Source organism: Chitinolyticbacter meiyuanensis, assembly GCF_008033135.1.
Taxonomy (GTDB): Bacteria; Pseudomonadota; Gammaproteobacteria; order Burkholderiales; family Chitinibacteraceae; genus Chitinolyticbacter; species Chitinolyticbacter meiyuanensis.
In genome coordinates this window covers 2,995,937-3,017,402 of sequence record NZ_CP041335.1, presented here as the reverse complement: position 1 = coordinate 3,017,402, position 21,466 = coordinate 2,995,937, and the positions used below count along the sequence as shown (strand labels likewise).

Annotated in this window: 18 protein-coding genes; 16 read left to right on the top strand and 2 right to left on the bottom strand. The window is 64.0% G+C overall.

The features are described 5' to 3' along the window. Positions 1–120 precede the first annotated feature (120 nt). The 11 genes from FLM21_RS14305 to fliJ all read left to right on the top strand — a co-directional run bounded on the left by FLM21_RS14305 (position 121) and on the right by fliJ (position 11,522). Positions 121–1,275, top strand: a complete 1,155-nt coding sequence (locus FLM21_RS14305; protein ID WP_148716216.1) for a sensor histidine kinase — start codon at positions 121–123, stop codon at positions 1,273–1,275. An 82-nt stretch (positions 1,276–1,357) separates the two neighbouring features. Then, positions 1,358–1,663, top strand: a complete 306-nt coding sequence (locus FLM21_RS14300; protein ID WP_148716215.1) for an STAS domain-containing protein — start codon at positions 1,358–1,360, stop codon at positions 1,661–1,663. A gap of 15 nt (positions 1,664–1,678) precedes the next feature. Further along, the gene (locus tag FLM21_RS14295) at positions 1,679–3,379 is read left to right on the top strand and encodes an ATP-binding SpoIIE family protein phosphatase (RefSeq protein ID WP_148716214.1); all 1,701 of its coding nucleotides are present in this window, start codon (positions 1,679–1,681) and stop codon (positions 3,377–3,379) included. 64 nt (positions 3,380–3,443) lie between these two features. Next, on the top strand, positions 3,444–4,163 hold the full coding sequence (locus FLM21_RS14290) for a chemotaxis protein CheB (protein WP_246120727.1): 720 nt from the start codon (positions 3,444–3,446) through the stop codon (positions 4,161–4,163). A gap of 30 nt (positions 4,164–4,193) precedes the next feature. Beyond that, positions 4,194–5,537, top strand: a complete 1,344-nt coding sequence (locus FLM21_RS14285; RefSeq protein WP_148716213.1) for a sigma-54-dependent transcriptional regulator — start codon at positions 4,194–4,196, stop codon at positions 5,535–5,537. Positions 5,538–5,630: 93 nt separating this feature from the next. Beyond that, positions 5,631–5,951, top strand: coding sequence for a flagellar hook-basal body complex protein FliE (gene fliE, locus FLM21_RS14280; RefSeq protein WP_148716212.1), 321 nt, complete (start codon positions 5,631–5,633; stop codon positions 5,949–5,951). A gap of 34 nt (positions 5,952–5,985) precedes the next feature. Beyond that, on the top strand, positions 5,986–7,695 hold the full coding sequence (gene fliF, locus FLM21_RS14275; RefSeq protein ID WP_148716211.1) for a flagellar basal-body MS-ring/collar protein FliF: 1,710 nt from the start codon (positions 5,986–5,988) through the stop codon (positions 7,693–7,695). A gap of 24 nt (positions 7,696–7,719) precedes the next feature. After that, positions 7,720–8,715 (top strand): flagellar motor switch protein FliG, encoded by a 996-nt coding sequence (gene fliG / locus FLM21_RS14270; protein ID WP_148717562.1) that lies wholly within the window; start codon positions 7,720–7,722, stop codon positions 8,713–8,715. 106 nt (positions 8,716–8,821) lie between these two features. Further along, positions 8,822–9,676 carry a FliH/SctL family protein gene (locus FLM21_RS14265; RefSeq protein WP_148716210.1) on the top strand — a complete coding sequence of 285 codons (855 nt, stop codon included), beginning with the start codon at positions 8,822–8,824 and terminating at the stop codon, positions 9,674–9,676. Then, on the top strand, positions 9,669–11,069 hold the full coding sequence (gene fliI, locus FLM21_RS14260; protein WP_148716209.1) for a flagellar protein export ATPase FliI: 1,401 nt from the start codon (positions 9,669–9,671) through the stop codon (positions 11,067–11,069). Before FLM21_RS14265 ends, fliI begins: the two co-directional genes overlap by 8 nt. Positions 11,070–11,090: 21 nt before the next feature. Then, a complete protein-coding gene (gene fliJ / locus FLM21_RS14255; RefSeq protein WP_148716208.1) occupies positions 11,091–11,522 on the top strand; it encodes a flagellar export protein FliJ in 432 nt (143 codons plus the stop codon). A gap of 9 nt (positions 11,523–11,531) precedes the next feature. Here fliJ and FLM21_RS14250 read toward each other — a convergent pair whose 3' ends face one another. Next, positions 11,532–12,005, bottom strand: a complete 474-nt coding sequence (locus FLM21_RS14250; RefSeq protein ID WP_148716207.1) for a GNAT family N-acetyltransferase — start codon at positions 12,003–12,005, stop codon at positions 11,532–11,534. Beyond that, complete coding sequence (pepN, locus tag FLM21_RS14245; protein ID WP_148716206.1) at positions 12,002–14,641, bottom strand: aminopeptidase N; 2,640 nt, start codon at positions 14,639–14,641, stop codon at positions 12,002–12,004. Before pepN ends, FLM21_RS14250 begins: the two co-directional genes overlap by 4 nt. 231 nt (positions 14,642–14,872) lie before the next feature. On the opposite strand from pepN, the gene FLM21_RS14240 reads away from it, so the two are divergent. From FLM21_RS14240 to FLM21_RS14225, 5 genes are all read left to right on the top strand, one after another. Further along, a complete protein-coding gene (locus FLM21_RS14240; protein WP_148716205.1) occupies positions 14,873–16,555 on the top strand; it encodes a nitrite/sulfite reductase in 1,683 nt (560 codons plus the stop codon). Further along, complete coding sequence (locus FLM21_RS14235; protein ID WP_148716204.1) at positions 16,548–17,042, top strand: DUF934 domain-containing protein; 495 nt, start codon at positions 16,548–16,550, stop codon at positions 17,040–17,042. The genes FLM21_RS14240 and FLM21_RS14235 overlap by 8 nt, the downstream gene beginning before the upstream one ends. A 14-nt stretch (positions 17,043–17,056) precedes the next feature. Next, positions 17,057–17,224: a hypothetical protein gene (locus FLM21_RS20860; RefSeq protein ID WP_187359910.1), complete on the top strand. Its 168-nt coding sequence runs from the start codon at positions 17,057–17,059 to the stop codon at positions 17,222–17,224. 182 nt (positions 17,225–17,406) lie between these two features. Then, positions 17,407–19,308, top strand: a complete 1,902-nt coding sequence (locus tag FLM21_RS21560) for a S8 family serine peptidase (RefSeq protein WP_222846705.1) — start codon at positions 17,407–17,409, stop codon at positions 19,306–19,308. 173 nt (positions 19,309–19,481) lie between these two features. Then, positions 19,482–21,455 (top strand): S8 family serine peptidase, encoded by a 1,974-nt coding sequence (locus FLM21_RS14225; RefSeq protein WP_187359909.1) that lies wholly within the window; start codon positions 19,482–19,484, stop codon positions 21,453–21,455. Positions 21,456–21,466 lie beyond the last annotated feature (11 nt).

The window sequence follows — 21,466 nt, the reverse complement described above, 5'->3', positions numbered from 1 at the left end:
GTCAATCGGTTTTAACCCTAAAATCGACACAAACCAAGGCTGGATGCGGATTTACGGTCTTTATAATGCAAAAGCCCCAATGCGACAAGGAGCGTTCCTTTGGCTGATCCTGGGACGGGGATGGACCCCAAAGAACTGGAAACGGCATTCTCGCTTTTTGCAGTTGCTTCCGAGCAACTTACTGAAGCTTACTCGGAGTTGCAGCGGCAAGTTGAATCGCTCACCCGGCAACTGGAAATTGCCAATGGCAATTTAAGAAGGGAATTGGAACAAAAGGCGGCGTTGTCACGCCGATTGTCGTTGTTACTGGCGCATTTGCCTGCCGGCGTGGTGGAAATCGACGGCGAAGGGCGTGTCATCGCGCTCAATCCCGCTGCGCGTCGTTTGCTGGCACCGCTGGCCGAGGGCATGCTGTTCCAGCAATTTGCCGCTGAACAACTGCAACGCGACGAGTCGTCCGATTCCTGGTTGCACCATACTCAGGAAGGCCAACTGCGCTTGGCCATGCTTTACAGCGAGATGCCGGAAGAGACGCACCGTATCGTACTGGTGCAGGATCTGACCGAGGCATGGAATTTGCAGCAGGATCTGGACCGACATAAGCGGCTGGCGGCAATGGGCGAGATGGCTGCGGGTCTTGCGCACCAGCTGCGTACTCCGTTGGCGACTGCGTTGCTCTATAGCGCGCACTTGGCCAAGCCGGCGTTGCCGGAGCCGGATCGGTTGCGCTTTGCCGACAAGACGTTGGCCCGGTTGCGTCATCTGGAGTCTTTGATCCAGAACATGCTGCGCTTTGTGCGTGGCCAGACGCTGGAACACGAGGTATTCGACCTTGCGGCGTGTGTGCGTGATGCGCTACAGACCATGCAGCCGTTGCTGGATGGCGCTGGTTTGAAGCTGGTACCCTTGCTTCCCGCAGGTGCAATCTCGGTTGAGGCCAACCGAAAGGAACTGCAGGGGGTTATCCTTAACCTGCTTGACAACGCAATGCATGCAACATCGGCCGGTGGCACAATTACGGTGTCGTTGTGCGTTGCGGAAGAGGAGGCTAGCGTGGTGGTGTCCGATACCGGCAGTGGTATGGCGCCAGAAGTGCTGGAGCGCTTGTTCGAGCCGTTCTTCACCACGCGCAAGGATGGGACCGGTTTGGGCTTGGCCATTGTGCGCAACCTGATGATGCAGTTCGGTGGTCAGGTCAGCGTGGTGTCAACGCTTGGCCAGGGAAGTGAGTTCACGCTGCGGTTGCCACTGGCAGACGTGGCGGCTAAGGTGTGAGGGCATTGCGTCGCTGAACGGTGACGTCAGGCCAAGTGTCGGTTTTTGTATACATGCAGGATAGAAGAGAGGTTGCTGCCTTATGACGCCCACCGTTGAAATCGAAGGGGATGTTGGCCGTGTGGTGCTGTCCGGCCAGTTCGACTTCAGTGCCCATCGTGAATTCCGCCAGGTGTGCGAAACCCTGATCGCCGATCCGTCGGTGAAGGAAGTGCTGGTCGATTTCCAGAACGTCAACTACCTGGATAGTTCTGCGCTTGGCATGCTGTTGTTGCTGAAGGAAAAGATCGGCGTCGCCAACAAGTCGCTGGCCTTGGTCAACTGTCGCGACACCGTCAAGCAAGTGCTAGAAATCGCCTGCTTCGGCAAGATCTTCACCATCCGCTAAGCCGCTCCGCCGCGCATGAAAATTCTGGTCGTCGACGATACCGAAGCAGTCCTGCTGCTGATTTCCCGGTTCGTCGAGGCCTTGGGGCATGTCGCCATCGTGGCGCGGGATGGTGCCGAAGCCGTCGATACCTGGCGACGCGAACGCCCCGATCTCGTCTTGATGGACATGATGATGCCGGTGCTGTCAGGCCCCGAGGCAGCCATCGCCATCAAGCAGGAAGCGGGTGAGAGCTGGGTGCCGGTGGTGTTCGTTACCGGGATCGGCGAGGAGAACCGGCTCGCCGAGGCCATCGAGCGTGGTGGCGACGACTACATCAACAAACCCGTCAATTTCCGCGTGCTCGAGGCCAAGCTCAAGGCCTTTGATCGCACGCTGGAGCTCAATCGCAAGGTGCGCGAGCAGTCGGCCAAGCTGGCCGACTACTACGACCGCGCCGAGGAAGAGAAGCGCGTGGTGCGCCATCTGATGGAACAGATGGTCAATGCCGAGCGCCTCTACGATCCCCAGCTCGAATACTGGCTCACCCCGGCCGAAAGCCTGTCCGGTGACTTGATCGCTGCTGCACGCACGCCAGGGCAGGCGCTCTATGTGCTGCTGGCCGACGGCATTGGCCACGGTCTGACCGCAGCGTTGAATGTGTTGCCGCTCACCCAGCCGTTCTACAGCATGACGGAGAAGGGGTATGCCATCTCGGACATCCTGACCGAGATGAACAACAAGGTGCGGCAGGTGTTGCCGGTTGGCCGTTTTGTCTGCGTGGTGCTGATCGCCATCGATGAAGCCAATGGCTGTGTCGACGTGTGGAATGGCGGAATGCCGGCCGTGCAGCTGATCGGTGCCGACGGTGGTACGCAGCACTCGTGGAAGTCGTCCCATCTGCCGCTGGGCATTGTGCCGACTGCGGCAATGGACGTGATTCCCGAGCGCTACTACCTGGAAGGATCATGCACCGTGGTTGCGTATTCGGATGGCTTGACCGAGGCGCGCAATCCGCTTGGCGAGGCATTTGGCGTGCAACGGTTGTTCGACCTGATTGCCCGCACGGCGCCCGGCGCACGCATGGGCGAAGTGCAACAAGTGCTTGCCGAGCATCTGGATGGCGAACCGCATCACGACGATATTTCGCTGATCATGGCGCATTGCGGATTGCCGCAGCCGACTGCGCGCGAGATGGCGCGCGGGCCAGCCGTCGAGCCGTTGCGATTGCCGAGCCAGTTGGAGCCGGAATGGCGCTACAGCATGCAGCTGGGCGCCAGCGAGCTGCGGCACATCAATACCGTGCCGTTCATGATGAGCTTCATCAACAAGGTGCTCGGCCAGCACGAAAGCCAGTCGGACGTGTTCCTCATCCTGACCGAGCTCTTCGTCAATGCGCTTGATCATGGGGTGCTGGGGCTCGATTCCGCGATCAAGCGCGAACCCGATGGCATCGAGCAATACCTGGTCGAACGAGCCCGCCGGTTGTCCGAGCTGCGCCACGGCTTCGTCGAGATCGATCTCGCCGGCCTGCGCGTCGAGGGTGAGTACTACCTGCACATCGTGGTCAAGGACAGCGGCACCGGTTTTGACGCCAGCAGCTGGCTCGATACCGACCTTGCCAAGGCAGGGGGGCTGTCGGGACGCGGCATCGCTTTGGTGCGCTCGCTGTGCGCCACTGTGTTCTACCGTGGCCCAGGCAACGAAGTGCACGCCTATTACCGCGTGCGGGAATAGCGTGCTTGCCCTGGCGCGAATCTGTCGCCCAGAATGCATGTAAGGCGGCCGCCGGCTGCCCCCTTTGCCTTTTATCATGGCCGACGACGAGCTCGAACATCTCCGCAACACCTTGCGTGCAGCACGGGCCCAGATGCCCGCGCTGACCGTACCGCCCAGTCATAGCGCCGACGTGGTGTTGCCGCTGCAGCCGCGCCAGCCGGCGCGCAACGAACGGGTGATCGTGGTCGGTGCGTCTACCGGAGGGACGGAGGCGTTGAAGTCGCTGCTGCTGCCCCTGCCACCGTCCAGCCCTCCGTTGCTGATTACGCAGCACATGCCCGAGCTCTTCACCAAGTCCTTTGCCGAGCGGCTCGACGCAGTCTGCCAGTTGCGGGTGAAGGAAGCGGAGCAGGGTGAGCGTCTGCAAACCGGGCATGCCTACATCGCGCCTGGGCATTCGCACCTGATGCTGGCCCTGGGGCCGTCGGGCTATACCTGCGCCTTGTCGCAGGCGCCGGCAGTCAATCGGCATCGCCCTGCCGTCGACGTGCTGTTCCGCTCGGCAGCCAACGTGGGTGGCCGCAACGTACTCGGTGTCATCCTTACCGGGATGGGCCGTGATGGCGCGGTCGGCATGCGCGAGATGCACGAAGCCGGGGCCTACACCATCGCCCAGGACGAAAAGAGCAGCGTCGTCTACGGCATGCCCAAGGAGGCGGTGGCCATGGGCGGGGTGGACGAAATTTTGCCGCTGAAGGATATTGCGCCGCGCCTGCTGGCGCTGTGCGCCCGCCGCGATTGACTCAGGCCGAATCGAACACGGAGAACCGGATTGTCCCTGCCCATCCTGATCGTCGAAGACGATGATGACCTGCGCGAGGCGCTGACCGACACGCTGGAGCTCGGCGGCCATGCTGTGCTGACGGCGACCGACGGCGCTGCCGCGCTGATGGTGCTGGAGCGCGAGCGCGTCGCCTTGGTGCTGTCCGATGTGCAGATGCAACCCATGGATGGCGAAGCGCTGCTTATCGAGGTCAAGCAGCGCTATCCGTGGTTGCCGGTGATGCTGATGACGGCCTACGGCATGGTCGAGCGCGCGGTGGCCGCACTGCATGCCGGCGCTTGCCATTATCTGCCCAAGCCATTCGAGCCAGACCAGCTGCTGCAGGAGGTTGCCAAATACATGCTGCCCGGCAGCGAGGACGACACGGTGATTGCCGAGGACCCGGCGATGCGTGGCTTGCTCGACATTGCCCGCCGAGTGGCCGCGTCCGATGCTTCCGTGTTGATTTCCGGGGAGTCGGGTACCGGCAAGGAAGTGCTGGCGCGCTTTATCCATCGTGCCAGCAGCCGCGCCGACAAACCCTTCGTTGCCGTGAACTGTGCGGCCGTACCGGAACAACTGCTCGAGTCGACCTTCTTCGGTCACGAACGTGGTGCCTTCACCGGCGCGGCAGCACAGCATGTCGGCAAGTTCGAGCAGGCGAATGGGGGCACGCTGCTACTCGACGAAGTCACGGAAATGCCGCTGCCGCTACAGGCCAAGCTGCTGCGCGTGTTGCAGGAGCGTGAGGTCGAACGGGTCGGCGGTAGCAAGGCATTCAAGGTCGACGTACGCGTGATCGCCACTAGCAACCGCGATGTGGCGCAGGCGGTGACTGCCGGGCAGTTCCGCGAGGATCTCTACTACCGGCTCAACGTGTTCCCGCTGGCTCTCCCTGCCTTGCGTGAACGCCCCAGCGATGTGCTACCGCTGGCCCGAGCCATGCTGGCGCGGCATGCCGCACGCATGGGGCGCCGCGCGCCGGCGCTTGACGTCGCCGCACAGCGGCAGCTGGAGGCACATCCATGGGAAGGCAATATCCGTGAGCTCGACAACGTGGTGCAGCGCGCGCTCATCCTGGCGCCTGGGGACAAGATCGAGGCCGCCCACCTCTATTTGCCGGGTCAGCCGGCAAAGCCTGCCGCCACCCCGGCAATCCGGTCATCGGCCAATACTGATGAACCGACCGCACCGACCGATATCAAAGGACTGGAGAAGCACCATATCCTGGAAACCCTGAAGGCATGCGGTGGCGTGCGCAAGCTCGCCGCAGAGCGGCTTGGCATGAGCGAGCGCACCTTGCGGTATAAGCTGCAGCAATACCGCGAGGAAGACGGCGAGCTGCCCATCTAAGGGTGGCGGCGCAACGCCACACGGGCTGGCGCAGGAATTGCTTGCTAGTGGTAGGTTACCAACCCTAGAATTCGCTGATAGGAAGGCGAGCCGATGAGCGTGCAAGGAATCGACCAACTGCTGGGTGAACTCAAGGCCATGTCCTCGCTGGCAGCGGGACAGGCGCCTGCTGCTGCGCCCGCAGCCGATACCCCGGACTTTGCCGATCTGCTCAAGAGCTCGCTCGACCAGGTTAACCAGATGCAGCAGGAATCGCAGGCGCAGCAGGCCGCATTCCAGGCCGGTGATCCACAGGCCGATCTGCAGGAAGTGATGGTGTCGCTGCAGAAGGCGTCGCTTTCGTTCCAGACCATGGTCCAGGTGCGCAACAAGCTCGTCAGTGCCTATCAGGAAATCATGAACATGCAGGTCTGACCTGCGGTTCTGCTCGGGGTAATCACGGTAATCTATGGCAGAGGCGGGCGTAGCGGCCGACGGCAATCTCATTACTGCAGCAAGGCCCAATGCACTGCGTGAGCGTTTCGCCGCGTTGTCGGGGCCTCGCCGCATCGCCATCATGGTCGGCATCGCCGCCATCGTTGCGCTGATCATCGGTTTCTCGCTGTGGTCGCGCGAGCCGCAATACCGCATCCTCTTCACCAATGTCCCCGATGCAGAGGGCGGCGCCATCGTCCAGGCGCTGCAGCAGGCCAACGTCCCCTACAAGCTTGATGGCCCTGGCACCATTTCCGTGCCGGCTGAGCGCGTGTACGACACGCGGCTGCAACTCGCTGCACAAGGCCTGCCGAAGTCCGGCAATGTCGGCTTCGAGCTGATGGACAACCAGAAATTTGGCATTTCCCAGTTTGCCGAGCAGGTGAACTACCAGCGCGCGGTCGAAGGCGAGCTAGCGCGCTCGATCGAAACCGTAGCCGCGGTCGAGAAGGCGCGCGTGCATCTGGCCACGCCCAAACAGACCGTCTTCCTGCGTGATCAGCAGAAGCCGACGGCGTCGGTGATGCTCACCTTGCGCCCGGGCCGAGTGCTTGACGATGCGCAGGTTGCCGGCATCGTCCACCTGGTGTCGTCCAGTGTGCCATCGTTGCCGGTGAAGAACGTCACCGTGGTCGACCAGGATGGCAACCTATTGTCGCGCTCGCCCGAGTTCAACAATTCCAGCCTCGATGCACGCCAGTTGATGTATGTGCAGCACGTCGAGAAGAACTATGTCGAGCGGGTACAGGCCATCCTGGAGCCCATCGTCGGCAAGGGTAACGTCCGCGCCGAAGTGACGGCGCAGCTCGATTTTGCCGAAGTCGAACAGACCTCCGAGACCTTCAAGCCGAACAATGCCTCCGAAGCGGCCATCCGCAGCCAGCAGTCGATGAGTGTGGATGGCAGCAATACCGAGCAATCGCCGGCCGGCGTGCCGGGCGCCCTGTCGAACCAGCCGCCGGGTGCCGCTGCCGCGCCGATCACAGCGCCGGTGGCGGGTGCTGCTTCAGGCGCTGCCTCGGGCAGCCGCAATAGTCGTCGCGAGTCGACCACCAACTACGAAGTCGACAAGACCGTGCAGCACGTGAAGCAGCCGGTCGGTTCGGTCAAGCGCCTCTCCGCGGCCGTCGTGGTCAACTACAAACCGGGTGTCGACAAGGCGGGGAAATCGACCTACCTGCCCTATAGCCCGCAGGAAGTGGCGCAGCTGACCAACCTCGTGCGTGAGGCCATTGGCTACAACGACAAGCGTGGCGACTCGGTCAATCTCGTCAATGCGGCGTTTGCCGATTCGATGCCGCTTGAGGACAGGCCGCTGCAGGACAAGGCGCTCGACTACGTGAAGGCCAACTATGCCGAGTTGATCAAGCTCGCGCTGATCGGCTTGGTAGTGCTCTATCTGCTGTTCTTCGTGGTACGCCCGCTGATGAAGGACATGGCCCGCCCGCGCGAGGAACCCGGTACATACGTTGTCGACCTGGGCGATGGCGAGCCCGAGGACGAGGCCGCAGTCGCGGCGCGCGAGGCTGGCGAGGAAGAGGACGCCGCGCGTTCGGCAGCCTTTGCCGATCTGTTGCAGCAGAGCAAGGAAATCGCCAAGACCGATCCGCGCATGGTTGCCACCATCCTGCGCGAGTGGATGAGTCAGGAAGAGGAATCGACCAATCCCAACAAGGTGGGCTGAGCGAGGAGTGCCATGGCTGCCAACATGAACGAAGAGGGCGTGCGCAGGAGTGCCATCCTGCTGATGACGCTCGGCGAGGAGGCCGCGGTCGATGTGTTCAAGTACCTCGGCCCCAAGGAAGTGCAGAAGCTCGGCTTCGCCATGGCCAACATGAACGCGGTCAAGCGCGAGGAAGTCGACACCGTGCTCGGTGACTTCATCGCCTCGACGCAAAACCGCGCCAACCTCGGCGCTGCCGACGAATACATCCGCTCGGTGCTGACCAAGGCGCTGGGCTCGGACAAGGCCGCCAACCTGCTCGACCGTATTCTGCAGGGCAACGACAACAATGGCATTGAATCGCTGAAGTGGATGGATTCGGCCGCGGTGGCCGAGTTGATCAAGAACGAGCACCCGCAGATCATCGCGACCATCCTGGTGCACCTCGAACCCGACCAGTCGTCCGAAATCATGGCCGAGTTCACCGAGCGGCTGCGCAACGATGTGCTGCTGCGCATCGCCACGCTGGAAGGCGTGCAGCCAGCGGCGCTCAAAGAGCTCAACGACGTGCTCACCCAGCTGCTGTCCGGCTCGGACAAGCTCAAGAAGAGTGCGATGGGCGGTGTGCAGATGGCGGCGGAAATCCTCAACTTCATGGGGGGCGTGGTCGAGGCCAGCGCGATTTCCAGCGTCCGCGAATACGATCCAGAACTGGCGCAGCGCATCCAGGACAAGATGTTCACCTTCGACAACGTGCTCGATATCGACGATCGCGGCATCCAGCTGCTGCTGCGCGAGATCCAGTCCGATTCGCTGGTGATCGCGCTCAAGGGCACGAGCCAGGCCTTGCGCGACAAGATCTTCAAGAACATGTCGCAACGCGCGGCCGAGATGCTGCGCGACGATCTTGAGGCCAAGGGCCCGGTCAAGTTGTCCGAGGTCGAGTCCGAGCAGAAGGAAATTCTCAAAATCGTGCGCCGCCTCGCCGACGAAGGGCAGATCGTGCTCTCGGGCAAGGGCGACGAAGGGCTCGTCGAATAAGCCGTCTGCCAGGCTCGCCAAGCCGCCTCGCCCGTTTTATCCTTTACTCACAGGGCCGCATCGCGGCCCTGTTGCTTGCCATACATCCATCGCTTGAGAGTCCGCCATGCCCGCGCCGCCCCGCCGCGTGATCCCCCGAGAAGAACTCACCGCCTGGGAGCGCTGGGAACTGGGTGCCCTCAACGAAGAGGCTGCCGAGCGCGAACGTGCCGAGGAGGCTGCCCGGGAGGCCGCCGCTGCCGAGCAGGCGGCGCAGGTTGTGGAAATGGAGCGCCAGGCGGCGGCTGCAGCGGCTCAGGCCGAGGTAGCCGCCGAAGTGCAACAGACCGCTGAACCGGAAGCCGAAGCTGCCCCGACCATCCCCTTGCCGACAGCCGAGGAGATCGATGCGATCCACCAGCAGGCGCAGCGCGAGGGGTTCGAGGCTGGGCTGGAAGCAGGCCGCCTGGCTGCCGAGGACGAAACCCACCGGCTCAAGGCGGTGCTGGAAACGCTGGAAGGCATGGCCGCCCGGTTCGAGACCGAGCTTGCCGAGCAGACGCTGGATCTGGCACTGGTGATCGCGCGCCAACTGGTGCGCGAAACGGTGACGACAGATCGCAGCCTGCTGCTGCCGCTGGTGCGTGAGGCGTTGGCGGGCTTGCCGCCGGTGAAGGCGCCAGCGCGGCTGGTGCTCAATCCGGATGACCTCGCTGCGCTGGAAGGGCTGTTGACAGTCGAATTGCCGCAGGAGGTATGGCGGCTGGTGCCGGATCCGCAGATGGAGGCCGGGGGCTGCCGCATCGATACCGCCAATACCCGGATCGAGCTGACGCTGGCGCAGCGCTGGTCGAGCCTCACGCGGGTGCTCGATCGGCATCGGCGGCCTGATCTGGCATGGCAGGCGGCCGACGGTGAGGGTGTGGCGCCGCTCGCTACTGCCGACGAGGCTGAGCCTGCTGCAGAGCCGGGCGATGAGTAAGTCTTTTCCCGACATCGGGCAATACCTGAGCGACGCCCAAGACGCGGTCAATTGGGTGCGGCCGTGGCTGCCGCGCGGCCGGCTGACCCGGGTGTCGGGCCTGGTGTTGGAGGCGGTGGGCCTCAAGCTGCCGATCGGTGCCTCGTGCGACGTGATGACGCCCTCCGGCCATCCGGTCGAGGCGGTGGTGGTCGGGTTCAACGAGGACAAGCTATTCCTGATGCCGATCGCCGAGCTCTACGGCGTGGAGCCGGGAGCGGAAGTGACGCCGCATGAGGACGTGGCCGCCTGGGTGCCCGAATACGGTAAGGCCCGGCCGCCGCAGCGGCGGCTGGAAGACCATGGCCGCCAAGTGCCGGTGGGCTGGGGCCTGCTCGGCCGCATTCTCGATGGCCTGGGGCGCCCGCTCGACGGGCGCGGCAAGGTGGCGCAGGAAGGCTATATGCCACTGTTCGCCCGGCCCTACAACCCGATGGACCGCGAACCGGTGCGGCATGTGATGGATGTGGGCGTGCGCGCCATCAACGCCATGCTCACGGTCGGCCGTGGCCAGCGTCTGGGGCTTTTTGCCGGCTCCGGCGTCGGCAAGTCGGTACTGCTGGGCATGATGGCACGCTATACCACTGCCGACGTGGTGGTGGTGGGGCTGATCGGCGAGCGTGGGCGCGAGGTGAAGGATTTCATCGAGAACATTCTTGGCGAGGAAGGCTTGGCACGCTCCGTGGTGGTGGCGGCTCCGGCCGATACGCCGCCACTGCTGCGCCTTTATGGCGCAGCCTACGCCACCAGCATCGCCGAGTACTTCCGCAATGAGGGCAAGCATGTCCTCTTGATCATGGATTCGCTGACGCGCTATGCGATGGCACAGCGCGAGATCGCCCTTGCCATTGGCGAACCACCGGCGACCAAGGGTTATCCAGCCTCGGTGTTTGCCCGATTGCCGCAGCTGGTGGAGCGCGCCGGCAATGGCCGTGAGGGCGGCGGCTCGATCACGGCGTTCTACACGGTGCTGTCGGAAGGCGACGATCAGCAGGATCCAATCGCCGACAATGCCCGCGCCATTCTCGACGGCCACTTCGTATTGTCGCGCCAACTGGCCGAGGCGGCCCACTACCCGGCCATCGATATCGAGGCGTCGATCTCGCGGGTGATGCATGACATCGTGCCGCACGAGGAAATGGAGCTGGTGCGCCGGTTCAAGTACCTGTGGTCGCGCTATCAGCGTTCGCGCGATCTGATCGCGGTGGGGGCCTACGTGCCGGGGTCCGATCCGATGCTGGACGACGCGATCCGGCGCCACCCATCGTTCGAGCGTTTCCTGCAGCAGGCCGTGCATGAGCGTGAGTCCTATGACGGCGCTAGAATGAAGCTCGCCCAGCTGTTCAACAGCTGACCGGTACGGAGGTGATCTGCCTTGGCCAAGTTCCGCTTCGCCTTCCTGCTCGAACTCGCGATCGATGAGCGCGAGGAAGCGGCGCGGGCGATGCAGACGGCGCAGGCCGCCATCGTCAGCGCCCGGCAGAAGCTGGAGCAGGTGGAGATCTTCCGCGGCGAGTACCGGGCGCGCCTGATGGCGAGCGGGCAGGGCGGCATCACCGTGACGCAATACCGCGATTTCCAGCAGTTCCTCGGCAAGCTCGACGGTGCCGCAACCGCGCAGCAGGGCGAGATCACCCGGCTCGAGGAGGTCTATGCTCGGCAGAAGGCGGCCTGGCTTGAATGCGAGAAGAAGGTGAAGGCCTTCGAGGCACTCAAGGTGCGGCATGAGCAGGAAGAGCAGAAGCGCGAGTCGCGGCGCGAGCAGAAGCTGATCGACGAATTCAACAGCCGGCCGCGCGAGCGCTGAGCGCTGGTTTTATCTGCGGTGTTTTTCCAGGTGGACCAGTTCCACGGCCGGCGATAGCGCCGTGGTGTGGCTGACGGTATAGCCATGGCGCCGGTATAGCCGCAGATTGCCTTCGCTGCGGCTGCCGGTGAACAGCGTGAAGCGCTTGGCCCCACACGCGGTTTCAATCGCAAGCAGCAGCGCCGAGCCTATGCCCTGGCGTTGCCGGGCAGGATGCACGATCAACCGGCCGATCCGGCCTTCCCCGTCGATCTGCGTGGCGCGTACCGCGCCGACCAGTTCGCCGCCCAGTTCCGCTTTCAGCACGATGGCCGATTCGAATTCCGCCTGCAGCGCGGCCAGCGTCTGCGTCAGTGGTGGCAGGTTCCAGTCGTTGTAGAGCTCGGCCTCGCTACGGTAGGCCAGTCGCTGCAGCGCCAAGATGGCCGGGGCATCGTCGGCGCAGGCCGGCGCGATCAGCAGCTCCGGCCTCTTCGCGCTCATTGCTGCAATGCCTTGCTGGCGATCTCGAAGGTGTCGGACGACAGGCCAGCCGTGGCGGCGATCCGCTCCAGCTCGCCCTTCATCAAGGCGCGCCGGCCTGGTTCCAGCTTGGTCCAGCGGTTGAAGCAGGCCGCCAGCCTTGCTGCGATCTGCGGGTTGATGCGGTCGAGCTCGATGATGCGATCAGCAGCGAAGGCGTAGCCATAGCCATCATTGGCGTGAAAGTGCAGCAGGTTCTGATGACAGAAGGCACCGATCAGTGCGCGCACCTTGTTCGGGTTCTTCAGCGAGAACGCGGGGTGGCTCATCAGTGCCTCGACGCGCGAGCGTGCGCCCTCGCGCCGGCTCACCGCCTGCAGCGTGAACCACTTGTCCATCACCAGCGCGTCGTCCTGCCACATCTGCGCGAAGTCATCGAGGAAGGCTTCGGGATGCTCGCGGTGCGTCAGTGCCTTCAGCGCAGCGAGGCGGTCGGTCATGTTGTCGGCGCGGCGATATTGGTTGGTCAGCAGCTCGGCGACCATCGGGCCTTCGCGCTCGGCCAGGATGGCGAGGCAGACATTCTTCAGGCTGCGCTGCGCGACCGCATCAGCATCGAGCCGGTACGGCGCGCCATCGTTCAGCCGTTGGTAGGTGGCGAGCAACGGGCCGCGCAGCTCGCGGGCGAGTGTTTCCAGCACGGTGGTGCGCACCCGCGACAGCAGCACGGGGTCGACATCGTTCAGCGCCTCGAACAGGTATTGCTCGCTCGGCAGCTCCAGCATCAGTGCCACCAGCGCCGGATCGAGCCGTTCGTTGGCGAGCAGCTTGCCTAGTGCATCGATGTAGCCGGCCGGCACCTGTACCTCCTCGCCTTGCTGTGCGGCCGCGTAGCCATCGAGCAGCAACCGGGTGGCATAGCCGTTGGCGGCCTCCCAGCGGGCGAAGGCATCGTTGTCGTGGGCGATCAGGAAGGTCAGCTCCTCGTCGGTATACGGGTAGTTCAGCCGCACCGGCGCCGAGAAATCACGCAGCAGCGACGGGACCGGGCGCTCGCTGATGCCGGTGAAGACGAAGCGCTCCTCGGCGCTGCGCAGTTGCAGCACGCGGTTGTGATCCTGGGTCTCCGTTTCACCAGCGAGTTGCAGCGGCACGGGCTGGCCGTTGCGGCCGAGCAGCGCGACGGCCAGCGGGATGTGGAACGGCTGCTTGTCGGCCTGGCCCGGCGTGGCGGGGCAGGACTGGCGCACTGTCAGCGTGTAGGTCTGCGCCGCCGCATCGAACACGCCCTCGACGTCAAGCACCGGTGTGCCAGCCTGGCTGTACCACAGCGCGAACTGGCTCAGGTTGACGCCGTTGGCATCGGCCATGGCGGCGCGGAAGTCGTCGCAGGTCACGGCCTGGCCATCATGGCGCTTGAAGTAGAGGTCCATGCCACGGCGAAAGCCCTCGCGGCCCAGCAGCGTGGCGTACATGCGCACCACTTCCGAGCCCTTCTCGTACACGGTCCAGGTGTAGAAGTTGTTGATTTCCAGATAGCTGTCGGGGCGTACCGGATGCGCTTGCGGGCCGGCGTCCTCGGCGAACTGGTATTCGCGCAGGCTGCGCACGTTCTGGATGCGCTGTACCGCGCGGCTGCCGACATCGCTGGAGAATTCCTGGTCGCGGTAGACGGTGAGGCCTTCCTTCAGCGAGAGCTGGAACCAGTCGCGGCAGGTGACGCGGTTGCCGGTCCAGTTATGGAAATACTCGTGCGCCACCACCGATTCGATGCCGTCGAAGTCGGCATCAGTGGCGGTCTCGGGTTTGGCCAGCACGTACTTGGTGTTGAAGACGTTGAGGCCCTTGTTCTCCATGGCGCCCATGTTGAAGTCGGACACCGCCACGATCATATAGGTATCGAGATCGTATTCCAGGCCGAAGCGTTCCTCGTCCCAGCGCATCGCCTTCTTGGCCGAGGCCATCGCGTGGTGACACTTGTCGACGTTGCCGGGCTCGACGTAGATCTCGACGTTCACCGCGCGGCCAGAGCCGGTGGTGTAGCGATCGGCCAGCGACACCAGCTTGCCGGCGACCAGGGCGAACAGGTAGGACGGCTTCTTGAACGGGTCGACCCATTTCACCCAATGCCGGTTCTTGTCGAGCTGGCCTTCACCGACGCGATTGCCGTTGGACAGCAGTACCGGCCACTTCGCCTTGTCGGCGATGATGGTGGTGGTGAACTTGGCCATCACATCCGGCCGGTCGAGGTAATAGGTGATCTTGCGAAAGCCCTCGGCCTCGCACTGGGTGAAGAAGTTGCCGTTGGAAACGTATAGCCCCATCAGGCTGGTATTGGCGGCCGGGTTCACCCGGGTGACGATCTCGACGATGGCGTCGTTCTCGACGCCGGTCAGCGTGAGCGTGGTGTCGCTCAGTTCGTATTCGTGCGGCCCCAGCTGGCGGCCATCCAGCTTCACCGATTCCAGCAGCAGCGCTTCGCCGTCCAGGACCAGCGGTGCCGATGCGTCACCAGCGGCTGGATTGCGCTTGACCACCAGACGGTTGAGCACCTTGGTGTTGCTCTCGTCGAGCTCGAAAGTCAGGTCGACACGGTCGATCAGGAAGGCAGGCGGGGTGTAGGCGAGACGCTGGACAGCTTGGCGTGCGGTGGTCATGGATACGGCTTAACCTGGTACTGTAAAAGACGTGAAAGCTTATCGGCTGACCGTGACAACCGCAATCGCCATCTTCCCATATGGCGGCCCGTCGGGCCTGGATGAGAATGGCTCGCAACGCGCGCCATGCTTAGCACCGCGCGCTTCATCCATATAGAAAATCGGTTTTTTTATCTATCGATAACACTGATATCATCGGCCCATCTTTATCGGTTTTGTAGTCATAGGCCCATGTACCAGTACGATCCGATCGACCAGGGTATCGTCGACGCTCGCGTCGCCCAGTTTGCCGACCAGACCCGCCGCTACCTCGCCGGCGAGCTCACTGAAGACGAGTTCCGCCCGCTGCGGCTGCAGAATGGCCTCTATATCCAGCGCCACGCGCCGATGCTGCGTGTCGCCGTGCCCTACGGCATGCTGGCGAGCTACCAGGTGCGCAAGCTGGCGCACATCGCCCGTACCTACGACCGCGACTACGGCCACTTCACCACCCGGCAGAACATCCAGTACAACTGGCCCGAGCTGAAGGATGTCCCGGCCATCCTCGGCGAGTTGGCTTCGGTGCAGATGCACGCGGTGCAGACCTCCGGCAACTGCGTGCGCAACACCACCACCGACCAGTTCGCCGGCATCGCCCACGATGAGATTGTCGATCCGCGCCCGTGGTGCGAGATCATCCGCCAGTGGTCGACCTTCCATCCCGAGTTCGCTCACCTGCCGCGCAAGTTCAAGATCGCGGTGAACGGCGCGCTGGAAGATCGCGCCGCCATCCTGGTTCACGACATCGGCATCAACATCAAGCTGAACGATGCCGGCGAAATCGGCTTCGAGGTCTACGTCGGTGGTGGCCTCGGTCGTACGCCCATCGTCGGCAGCCTGATCAAGCCGTGGCTGGAGCCCAAGCATCTGCTGTCCTACCTCGACGCCACGCTGCGGGTCTACAACCGCTACGGCCGTCGTGACAACAAATACAAGGCCCGGATCAAGATCCTGGTGAAGGCAATGACGCCCGAGGCGTTCGGTGCCAAGGTCGAGGCCGAATGGGCACACCTGAAGGATGGCCCGACCACGCTGACCGAGGCCGAGATCGCCCGTGTCAGCCGCTTCTTCACTGCGCCGACCTACGAGACGCTGCCGGGCGATGATGTGGCTTTCCTGCGCCAGCAAGCCGAGAACAAGGCGTTCGCCCGCTGGGTGGAGCGCAATGTGTTCGCGCACAAGCAACCGGGCTATGCCGCGGTGACGCTGTCGCTGAAGAAGACCGGGGTGCCGCCGGGCGATGCCACCGGCGCACAGCTCGACGCCGTGGCCGACCTCGCTGACCGTTACAGCTTCGGCGAGGTGCGTGCCTCGCATGAACAGAACCTGATCCTGGCCGACGTCAAGCAAGCCGACGTCTACGCGCTGTGGGAAGAGGCCAAGGCACTGGGTTTTGCCACGCCGAACGTGGGCCTGCTGACCGACGTGATCTGCTGCCCAGGCGGCGACTTCTGTTCGCTGGCCAACGCCAAGTCGATCCCGATTGCCCAGGCCATCCAGGAACGCTTCGACGACCTCGACTACCTGTTCGACCTCGGCGAGATCGATCTCAACATGTCCGGCTGCATGAATGCCTGTGGTCATCACCATGTCGGCAACATCGGCATCCTCGGCGTCGACAAGAATGGCTCCGAGTGGTATCAGGTCAGCCTCGGTGGCCGGCAGGGCAATGGCGCCTCCATCGGCAAGGTGATTGGCCCATCGTTCGCCCAGCAGGAGATGCCGGACGTGATCGCCAAGATCATCGACGTGTTCGTCGAGCAGCGCGAAGGGGACGAGCGCTTCATTGAGGTGGTCGATCGCCTCGGCATTGATCCGTTCAAGACCCGTGTCTACGGCGACAAGACCAATAAGAAGGAGACCGTCGATGCCTAAGGTCATCATCGATCGGCAGATCGTCGACGACAGCTGGACCCGCGTGCTGCCGGCCGAGGACGGCAGCATTGCCGTGCCGGAGCAGGGCCGCGTGATCGTGCCATATCAATACTGGCTGGCGCACCGCGATGCATTGGCTGGTCGCGAGGTCGGCGTGTGCTTCGCACCGGACGACGAACCGGAATCGCTGCCGGTCGACGCCAACCACTTTGCGGTGATTGCCGTCGATTTTCCGGCCTTTACCGATGGCCGTGGCTTCTCCATCGGCCGGCTCTTGCGTGAGCGCCACGGCTATATCGGCGAACTGCGCGCGGTGGGCGATGTATTCAAGGACACGCTCAATTACCTGTGGCGCTGTGGCTTCAACGCCTTTGCCGTGCGCGCCGACAAGGACATCGCCGATGCGCTGCTGGGCCTCGATGATTTCACCGAGGCCTACCAGGCCAGCGTGGCGCACCCGGACCCGCTGTTCCGCCGCCGCGCCTGATCGATCGCGCCCAGATGAAAAGCCCTCATGCCGAGGGCTTTTTTCTTGTCTTGCTTGCCGCTTTGCATTGGTCGGCGCCGAATGGCTGTGCAGGAACTTTCTTGGATATTTCCGTAATGAAAGCCTTGCGGCTGCTGGATTTGATGGTCGTGGTTCATCTGAACGACTGGTCGGCCGGCTAGGGATATTCCCAATGGAGCTGGGTTCCTGGCTGGGTTAATCGAAATAAGTATTTAATTGTTAAGGATAAATATCGCCGATGGGTGGTGTTTGCGCTTTTCTGGTGCGCTCCTAGACTGCGCGGAACTGGTCTCATTTCAAGTTCTATATAAAGACCAGTTTTTGCCAACTGAGGATGGAACCTATGAACAAACTCCTGCTTCCCCCATTGCGCATCGGCTTGCTGACGTTGACGATGCAATTGGCCTGGGCCGACGAGGCCACCATGCCACGGCAGACCGCCCCGGATAGCGACCGGCTGATCATCAAATACCGCGATGCGGTGGCGCCCACTGCCCGTGCTGCAGGTGCCGAAATCAGCGCGCAGGCCGAATCCACTGCCGCCGCGCAGTACGGCGTGGCGCTGAGCGCGGTGCGGCGCACCCACAACGGAGCGCGCGTGGTCAAACTCGACAAGCCCCTGCGCGTGGAGCGCTTGCGCAAGCTGGCGGCCCAATTGGCTGCGGAAGATCCGAACATCGAATACGCCGAGCCCGACCTGATCAACTATCCGCTGGGCAGCACCAATGATCCGGGTAACGCCCAGCTGTGGGGCTTTGCCGGTACCACCACCGGCAGCAATGTGTTCGGTGCCTGGGATATCGCGACCGGCCAGGGCGTTACGGTGGCGGTGATCGACACCGGTTACCGGCCGCATCGCGACCTGCAGGCCAACCTGCTGCCTGGTGCAGACCTGATCACCCAGACCACCTACAGCGTCGATGGCGATGGTCGCGATGCCGATGCACGCGATCCGGGCGACTATGGCACTTGCGATGGGCGGACCAGCAACAGCAGCTGGCACGGCACCCACGTGGCCGGCACCATTGCCGCGGTCGCCAACAACAGCGACGGCGTGGCGGGCGTGGCCTACAACGCGCGCGTGGTGCCGGTGCGGGTGCTGGGGCGCTGCGGCGGCTACACCTCGGACATCACCGACGGCATGATCTGGGCCGTGGGTGGCAACGTCACCGGACTCGCGGCCAATCCCAACCCCGCCAAGGTGCTCAACCTGAGTCTCGGCGGCAGCGGCACTTGCGGCAACACCTATCAGAATGCGATCAACTACGCGCGTGGTCGCGGCGCCGTGGTGGTGGTGGCCGCGGGCAATGAGAACCGCGATGCCAGTCTTGCCACACCGGCCAACTGCAGCGGCGTGATCACGGTGGCGGCGAGTGATCGCAACGGCAACCGGTCCAGCTTCAGCAACTACGGCAGCCTGGTCGAGATCACCGCACCGGGCTCGGACATCTATTCGACCATCGATACCGGCACCAGCACGCCGGCTGGCGATGGCTACCGCAACATGAGCGGCACCAGCATGGCCACGCCGCATGTGGCCGGTGTGGCGGCGTTGATGCTGTCGGTGAATCCGGGGCTGACGCCCGATCAGGTCGACCAGATCCTGCGTGCTACTGCCAAGCCGCTGCCCGGCGCGTGCAGCCAGGGTTGCGGTGCCGGCCTGATGGATGCGCAGGCCGCTGTGGCGCGGGCGCGGGATCTGGCCACGCCCGGCCCGACGCCCACGCCGGGGCCGACCCCGCTGCCATCGCCCGGCCCCAGCCCCGTGCCCACTCCGCAGCCGACGCCGTCGCCGACCAGCTGCAACCAGGCTTGGCGGGAAGGGCGCAGCTACGCCGCCAACGAGCTGGTCACCTTCAACGGCCGCAACTACCAGGCGCTGGTGGCGCACACCGCCTACACCGGCACCAACTGGAATCCGGCTGCCAGCCCCACGCTGTGGCGCGACATCGGCGTATGCAACGGCAGCACCACGCCGGTGCCGCCCACGCTGCAACCCAGCCCGCAACCCAGCCCGCAACCGACGCCGCTGCCTTCGCCCGGCCCGAGTCCGGTGCCACAACCGTCGCCGACGCCGATCCCGTCGAGCTGCTACGCGGCGTGGTCCGCTGCAGCTGTCTACGTCGGCGGCAACCGGGTGACGTACAACGGCATCAACTACGAGGCCAAGTGGTGGACACAAGGCGACAATCCGGCCCAATCGGGTAGCTGGGGCGCGTGGCGATTGCTCGGTACCTGCCAGTAAACGCGTAACCCGGTTGCGATGCGATCCGTCGCAACCGGGTTTTTGCTGCAGTTGCCACCCAGCGGTGCCGGGTGGTGGTCGCCAAATCAGTGGCTGCTGATACGATGCCCGCTGCATACCGGCGCCCCTTGCTTGGTCGCCGGATAACAGCAAAAACAGAGGCGGGGAGCAGTATGGTCAGGTTTACACGCAAGGCGGTCGTACTGGCCGTGTTATCGGCGAGCGCGTGGCAGGCTCAGGCGGACGAAGTCGCAACGACACAGCACCGCCTTGAAGACACCACCGATCGACTCATCATTAAATATCGCAACCAGCCGTTGCTGCGCAGCCAGAGTGTGGCGGATCTGTCCGCAAGCACCGAATCGATCGGCGCGGCGCGTCTTGGGGTGTCGATGCGCAAGCTGCGCGACATGCACAGTGGCGCGCGCGTGGTGAAGCTCGACCGCCGGGTGAAAGTGGAGCGGCTGCGTGAACTGGCGCGCGAGCTGGCCGCCGACGATCCCAATATCGAGTATGTCGAGGCTGACACGCTCAACTATGCCGATGCCACCACCAATGATCCGCAACTGGGATCGCTGTGGGGCTTCAAGGACAACAGCGCCGGCAGCAATGTGCAGGGCGCCTGGGACATCACCACCGGCAAGGGCGTGGTGGTGGCGGTGATCGACACTGGCTACCGCCCGCATCGTGATCTGGTGGCCAATATCCTGCCCGGTGCTGACCTGATTGCCGATGCGACCCGGTCCAACGATGGCGACGGGCGTGACCTCGATGCTGCCGATCCGGGCGACTACGGCACCTGCGATGGCGCACAGCGCAACAGCGGCTGGCATGGCAGCCACGTGGCCGGCACCATTGCCGCCGTCGGCAACAATGGCGAGGGCGTGGTCGGCGTGGCCTACGGTGCCCGCGTGGTGCCGGTGCGGGTGCTCGGTGTGTGCGGTGGCTATACCTCGGACATCGCTGACGGCATGATCTGGGCCGCCGGTGGCGACGTGCCGGGCCTGGCCCGCAATGCCAACCCGGCCAAGGTGCTGAACCTGAGCCTGGGCGGCACCGGCAGCTGCGGCACCACCTACCAGAATGCGATCAACTATGCGCGCAGCCAAGGCGCCGTGGTCGTGGTTTCGGCCGGCAACGACAATGTCGATGTTAGCACCAAGCGCCCGGCCAGTTGTGCTGGTGTGATCACCGTTGCCGCTACCACCAGCAGTGGCGCGCGCGCCAGCTATTCCAACTTCGGCAGCATGGTGGAAATCGCCGCGCCGGGGTCGTCGGTGCTGTCCACCATCAACACCGGTACCACTTCGCCGGTGGCTGATGGCTACGGCAGCAAGAGCGGTACCAGCATGGCGGCGCCGCATGTATCGGGCGTGGCTGCGCTGATGTTGTCGGTGAACGCCAAGCTGACGCCGGACCAGATCGACCAGATCCTGCGCAGTACCGCCAAGCCGATGCCGGTGGCCTGCCCCGAGGGCTGCGGTGCCGGGCTGATGGATGCACGGGCGGCGGTGGCGCAGGCGAAGGCACTGGCCGGTCCGACCCCGACACCGGCTCCCACCAGCGTACCGACTCCGACCAAGGTGCCGACGCCCACGCCGACCAAGGCCCCGACACCGGTGGCCCCGACGCCGGTCTCGAGCAGCTGCTACGCAGCCTGGAGCAGCAGCGCCGTCTATACCGGCGGCCAGCGCGTGACCTACAACGGCCGCAACTACGAGGCCAAGTGGTGGACGCAGAGCAACGTGCCGGCCAGCAGTATTGGCGAGGGTAAGCCCTGGCTCGACCTGGGCGCCTGCGGCAGCAGCGTGCCGACTGCAACGCCCCAGCCGACACCCACGCTCACGCCGCGCCCCACTGCGACGCCGACGCCGACGCCGCAGCCCACCGCCGTACCGACGCTGACCCCGACACCGCGCCCGACCAGCACCCCGCTGCCAACGGCGGTACCGACTGCCACGCCAACCCCGGTCGTCACCCCGGTGCCAAGCAGTTGCAACGCCGCTTGGAGCGCCGATGCGATCTATATCGGCGGTGATCGCGTCACCTACAATGGCGTGAACTACGAAGCCAAGTGGTGGACCCGTGGCGAAAACCCCGCCCAGTCCGGTCAGTGGGGCGTATGGAAGGTATTGGGCAACTGTTGAGGGGAGGGACG